Source organism: Mesorhizobium sp. M7A.F.Ca.CA.003.01.2.1 (genome assembly GCF_003998945.1).
GTDB lineage: Bacteria > Pseudomonadota > Alphaproteobacteria > Rhizobiales > Rhizobiaceae > Mesorhizobium > Mesorhizobium ciceri.
This window is the reverse complement of record NZ_RZRA01000334.1, coordinates 1-5,352: the sequence shown is the minus strand read 5'-3', so window position 1 is coordinate 5,352 and position 5,352 is coordinate 1. Positions and strand designations below refer to the sequence as shown.

General features: G+C 62.8%; 6 protein-coding genes. 1 reads left to right on the top strand and 5 read right to left on the bottom strand.

Features of this window, described 5'->3' with window-relative positions:
* Nucleotides 1–90: 90 nt before the first annotated feature.
* Genes EN969_RS15310 through rimP form a run of 3 tightly spaced genes read right to left on the bottom strand, consistent with a single transcriptional unit; the run spans nt 91 to nt 3,069 of the window.
* Nucleotides 91–741, bottom strand: a complete 651-nt coding sequence (locus EN969_RS15310) for an RNA-binding protein (protein WP_024503463.1) — start codon at nt 739–741, stop codon at nt 91–93.
* A gap of 38 nt (nt 742–779) precedes the next feature.
* Nucleotides 780–2,375, bottom strand: coding sequence for a transcription termination factor NusA (gene nusA, locus EN969_RS15305; protein WP_013527896.1), 1,596 nt, complete (start codon nt 2,373–2,375; stop codon nt 780–782).
* 49 nt (nt 2,376–2,424) lie between these two features.
* Nucleotides 2,425–3,069: a ribosome maturation factor RimP gene (rimP, locus tag EN969_RS15300; protein WP_013527897.1), complete on the bottom strand. Its 645-nt coding sequence runs from the start codon at nt 3,067–3,069 to the stop codon at nt 2,425–2,427.
* Nucleotides 3,070–3,368: 299 nt separating this feature from the next.
* On the opposite strand from rimP, the gene EN969_RS15295 reads away from it, so the two are divergent.
* Nucleotides 3,369–3,536 carry a hypothetical protein gene (locus EN969_RS15295; RefSeq protein WP_013527898.1) on the top strand — a complete coding sequence of 56 codons (168 nt, stop codon included), beginning with the start codon at nt 3,369–3,371 and terminating at the stop codon, nt 3,534–3,536.
* A gap of 66 nt (nt 3,537–3,602) precedes the next feature.
* Here EN969_RS15295 and EN969_RS15290 read toward each other — a convergent pair whose 3' ends face one another.
* Together EN969_RS15290 and metK are read right to left on the bottom strand one after the other, a co-directional pair.
* The gene (locus tag EN969_RS15290) at nt 3,603–4,304 is read right to left on the bottom strand and encodes a tRNA (guanosine(46)-N(7))-methyltransferase TrmB (RefSeq protein WP_024503462.1); all 702 of its coding nucleotides are present in this window, start codon (nt 4,302–4,304) and stop codon (nt 3,603–3,605) included.
* Between the two features lie 23 nt (nt 4,305–4,327).
* Nucleotides 4,328–5,352: methionine adenosyltransferase (metK, locus tag EN969_RS15285; protein WP_127419222.1), on the bottom strand; the 1,025-nt coding region annotated here is incomplete at its 5' end.

The following is a 5,352-nucleotide window of genomic DNA, read 5'->3' as shown; positions in this document are numbered from 1 at the left end:
CAGTGCCCTGTTCCATACCGGGGCGCTTCAGCGTCAAGGTCTTCTTCGGCGTCACACTCAGCGTATTGTCGTCACCCGATTTCGTATCGCTCATTCCATATCCTCTGCGGCATCATCTTCGTCAGCAACAGCCGCAAGCATTGCCAGATCGTCCGGGGAACCGCCCCGATACCGGTCGAGCGCAACCATGCGCTTCTGGACCGCCCTGCCCGCGTCTCCCGCGAGAACGGCAGCATGTATCACATTTGTACCCCCCAATGCCAAGCTCAACTCGGCCTCGGAGAAAAGTTTGTAGGCAAGGATAGCGGGCCCACCGAGATGGACCGTCGCCCGTCGCGCCTGGCTGATCTTGCGCACGCCGTCATCGGACGCCTCGGAAGCATGCAGCACGAAAAGCGCCAATCCGCCGCGCACCGCGCTCTCGACCTTGGTAGCACCAAGCGAAATTGCGCCTGCCTTGCGGGCAAGACCAAGCATGCCCAGAGCGTGCCTGGAAAGCAGCCCGTCGACCATGCCGCCAAGATCGGGCGGCACGACCACCTGTGCCTTGAAGGCGCGGGCAAAGAGGTTCTTCGCCGCAGCCTTGTCGATATGTAGGCGGTCGGCGCTCACCCAGCAACCGCGGCCGGGCAGATTTCTCTTGATGTCGGGAACGACGGCCGAATCCGGGCCGACGACGAACCGGATCAGATCATCCGGTTCGGCTTGTTTGCGCGTAACGATGCAGGTGCGATCGTTCATCTCGTCCAAGGGCGGGTTCGGTGCGATGCGGTTTCACCTCACGCACCAACGGCTTCGTCAGCCGAGACTTCTTCGGCTGCAAGCTCGTCTTCGGTGATCCAGCCGGCCTTGAGGCGGGCGGCCAGAACCATCTGTTCGGCGTCTGCGCGGGTCACGCCATGATTGGCCAGCACGCCCGGATAGACTTTTGTCTCGCCGTCCTTGCGTTCCTTCCAGCCGGTCAGGTCGTCGGCGGCATAGCCGGCGAAATCCTCGATCGTCTTCACGCCGTCCTCGCCAAGCGTCACCATCATGGCGGTGGTGACGCCGGGGATTTCGCGCAATTCGTCCGAAACGCCGAGCGCCTTGCGCTTGTCGTCGTGCTCGGCCTCTATCTTCTCCAGATATTCGCGGGCGCGGGTCTGGATCTCCGAAGCGGTGTCCTCGTCGAAACCATCGATAGAGGCGATCTCGCCGGAATCGACATAAGCGACTTCCTCAACGCTGGTGAAGCCTTCGGAGGCCAGCACCTGGCCGACCATCTCGTCGACGTCGAGGGCTTCCATGAACAGCGACGAACGCTCGACGAATTCCTTCTGGCGGCGCTCGGATTCTTCGGCTTCGGTCAGGATATCGATATCCCAGCCGGTCAGCTGCGAAGCCAGACGCACGTTCTGGCCGCGGCGACCGATGGCCAGCGACAGCTGGTCGTCGGGAACCACGACTTCGATGCGTTCGGCATCCTCGTCGAGCACGACCTTGGCGACTTCCGCCGGCTGCAGCGCATTGACGATGAAGGACGCCGCAGAAGGCGACCACGGAATGATGTCGATCTTCTCACCCTGCAATTCGCCGACGACCGCCTGGACGCGGCTGCCGCGCATGCCGACGCAGGCGCCGACCGGATCGATCGATGAGTCCCGCGAGATGACGGCGATCTTGGCGCGCGAACCTGGGTCGCGGGCGACCGACTTGATCTCGATGATGCCGTCATAGATTTCCGGCACTTCCATGGTGAACAGCTTGGCCATGAACTGCGGATGGGTGCGCGACAGGAAAATCTGCGGGCCGCGCTGCTCGCGGCGCACATCGTAGACATAGGCGCGGACGCGGTCGCCATATTTGTAGTTCTCGCGCGGGATCAGCTCATCGCGACGGATGATCGCTTCGCCGCGGCCGAGATCGACGATGACATTGCCGTATTCGACGCGCTTGACGGTACCGTTGACGATCTCGCCGATGCGGTCCTTGTACTCGTCATACTGGCGGTCGCGTTCGGCCTCGCGGACCTTCTGGACGATGACCTGCTTGGCCGACTGGGCGGCGATGCGGCCGAAATCCATGGGCGGCAGCTGTTCGGCAATGAAGTCGCCGAGCTGGGCGTCGGGATTGCGCTCGCGAGCCGAGGAAATGGCGATCTGCGTGGCGTAGTCATCGACCTTCTCGACCACTTCCATCAGCCGCTGCAGCTTCATCTCACCGGTGTTCGGGTTGATGTCGGCGCGGATGTTGGTCTCCTGACCGTAACGCGAGCGCGCCGCCTTCTGGATCGCATCGGCCATGGCGGCGATGACGATCGACTTGTCGATCGACTTTTCACGCGCGACCGCGTCGGCGATCTGCAGCAATTCAAGTCTGTTGGCGCTTACAACCATCGTTTTTCTCCCGAGCTTGTTTGCCGGACCTTTGCGCCCGGCAGCTCAATCATAGTTCCTGTTCGTGTTCTTCCGTGGCGTCCGCTTCCGCACCCGACTCGTCGTCGTCCGGTTCGCCACGGCGCTTCTTGGCTTCCTTGCGCGCCCTGTTGTCCTTCGACAGGGCATCGCGGATGAGATCGTCGGTCAGGATCAGGCGCACATCGGCAATCGCGTCATAGGGGACGCGCACCGTCGGCTCCTCGCCATAGGCTGCCTTGTCGCGCTCGATCAGCACATCGTCTTCGCCGGCTTCGGCGATCTTGCCCTTGAAGCGCTTGCGGTCGGCGACGACGATCGATGTTTCCATTTTCACCAGATGACCCGTCCAGGTCGTGAAATCCGATTTGCGGACCAGCGGCCGGTCGATGCCGGGCGACGAGACTTCAAGATGGTAGGCCTTTTCGATCGGATCATCGACATCGAGCGCCGGCGACACCGCGCGGCTGACCTCTTCGCAATCCTCGACGGTCATGGTGCCGTCCTCGCGTTCGGCCATGATCTGCAGCGTCAGCCCGTTCTGGCCCGACAGATGCACCCGCACGAGGCGGAAGCCGATGCCGCGCAGAACCGGCTGGACGATCAGCGCGATGCGCGCATCGATGCCGCTTTCGCGGATGATGCGATCGTCGCCCTCGCTTGCCGTTGCAGTCATTGAAGCCCTGTCGTTCTCTACCAAGTTATCGGCAGGTAATAAAAAAGAGCGGGACCGGGTGGACCCACTCTTCGTCATACCGACCAAGAATTTGAGGCTGATATAGACGATCGCGGCCTGTGTTTCAAGCCCGCTATGCTGGTCGGGCAACGCTGCCATCGAGGTGGCCCCCGCCAGCGTTGCATGGAGCGCATGGCGCCCATGCGGCGGCCCCAATGGGATTGGCGCTGAAACGCACCTACTTACGCTGCGCTGCACAAAGGTGGCCGTGCGTCACACGTGCGCGAAAGGACATGATCATGAGCAATCGCAAGATATTTTCTGCAATAGGCGACTTCTTCACCGTATTCGGCAGCGCCGTGGCCGCTTCACGGGCCGTAGAAGCCGGTCGCAGGCCGCGCGCCGACGACCTGCGCAACCTCGGCGTCGAGCCTGCCGCCTTCGATCGCATCGGCCGCCGATTCTAGCTTTGACGCAATTCCGGACGGAAAACCGTTTCACACTTTTCCTGGAATTGCTCTAAGACCGCGAGCCTATTTCCGAATGAAGGTAAGATAGGCCGGCCGCCGGCCCTCACGAATGGCCTTGGCCTCGTAACGGGTGCCCGGCCAACCATCATAGGGCCGGTGCCAGTCCGCCGCCTCGCAAGCCTGCCATGCGAACGCGCCATGCGCGCGGCAATGCAGCAAGGTCCAGTTGACATAAGTGTCGATGTCGGAGGCGAAGCGGAATTTTGAACCAGGCTTCAGCACGCGCGCGAACCGCTCGAGATTGACCGGGCTTACGAAACGTCGCTTCCAGTGTTTCTTCTTCGGCCAGGGGTCGGGATAGAGCAGATCGAGGCCGCCGAGCGAGGCCTGCGGCAGCCAGTCGAGCAGCCTTGTGGCGTCGTCGTCATAAACCCGCAGATTGGCGAGCGGTTTCTCGCGCACCGCCATCATCATCTTGGCCATGCCGTTGACGAAGGGCTCGACGCCGATAAAGCCGATCGAAGGCGCCTCGGTCGCGCGGTGCAGGAGATGTTCGCCACCGCCGAAGCCAATCTCGAGGCGAACCGCGCTGACATCGGTCTGAAACAGAGTTTGCAGATCGGCCGGCGGCTCGGCCGCCAGATCGAGCCGATATACACCGAAGCCGCTTTCCAGCGCGGCCGCCTGTTGCGGACGCATGGTCTTGCCGCGCCGGCGACCGAAAAAGGCTTCGGTCGCGCGGCTTGGTCTGTCCTTCGGATCCATGGCGGGACTTCGCGGCGCCGCTGTCAGGCGGCGACCGCGTCCTTGAGCGCCTTGGCGAGATCGGTCTTTTCCCAGGAGAAAGACCCATCACGGCCGGCCTTGCGGCCGAAATGGCCGTAGGACGACGTCTTGGCGTAGATCGGTTTGTTGAGATCGAGGTGACGGCGGATGCCCGACGGCGACAGATCCATCACCGTGCGCAGCGCGTCCTCGAGCTTTGCCTCGTCGACCTTGCCGGTACCATGCAAGTCGACATAGACCGACAGCGGCTGGGCGACGCCGATGGCGTAGGAAAGCTGGATGGTGCAGCGGTCGGCGAGTTTCGCCGCCACCACGTTCTTGGCCAGGTAGCGCGCCGCATAGGCTGCCGAACGATCCACCTTGGTGGTGTCCTTGCCGGAGAAAGCGCCGCCGCCATGGGGTGCGGCACCACCGTAGGTGTCGACGATGATCTTGCGGCCGGTCAGGCCGGCGTCGCCGTCCGGCCCGCCGATGACGAACTTGCCGGTCGGATTGATGTACCACATGCAATCGTCGGCGATCTTGAGGTCGCCCAGCGCCTCGCGGATATAGGGTTCGACGACCTTGCGGACCTTCTTTGAATCCCAGCTCGCATCGAGATGCTGCGTGGACAGCACGATCTGCGTCGCCTCGGCGGCCTTGCCATCGACATAGCGAACGGTGACCTGGCTCTTGGCATCCGGCCCGAGCCTGCCGGCTTCACCGCTGCCTTCGTGACGGGCAGCAGCCAGCAGTTCGAGGATCTTGTGGCTGTAGTAGATCGGCGCCGGCATCAAATCCGGCGTCTCGCGGCAGGCATAACCGAACATGATGCCCTGGTCGCCGGCACCCTCTTCGCCCTGACGGTCGGCAGCGTTGTCGACGCCCTGGCCGATGTCAGGCGACTGGCCGTGCAGCAGAACCTCGATCTTCGCCGTTTTCCAGTGGAAGCCGGCCTGCTCGTAGCCGATTTCGCGGATCGCCTTGCGGGCGACCGATTTGAACTTGGCCGGATTGACGACCGGATGGCCGGCGGCATCCTTGAGGA

Coding starts and splice junctions, on each gene's coding strand:
- EN969_RS15310 (WP_024503463.1), bottom strand. CDS start 741: ATGAACGATCGCACCTGCATCGTTACGCGCAAACAAGCCGAACCGGAT.
- nusA (WP_013527896.1), bottom strand. CDS start 2,375: ATGGTTGTAAGCGCCAACAGACTTGAATTGCTGCAGATCGCCGACGCG.
- rimP (WP_013527897.1), bottom strand. CDS start 3,069: ATGACTGCAACGGCAAGCGAGGGCGACGATCGCATCATCCGCGAAAGC.
- EN969_RS15295 (WP_013527898.1), top strand. CDS start 3,369: ATGAGCAATCGCAAGATATTTTCTGCAATAGGCGACTTCTTCACCGTA.
- EN969_RS15290 (WP_024503462.1), bottom strand. CDS start 4,304: ATGGATCCGAAGGACAGACCAAGCCGCGCGACCGAAGCCTTTTTCGGT.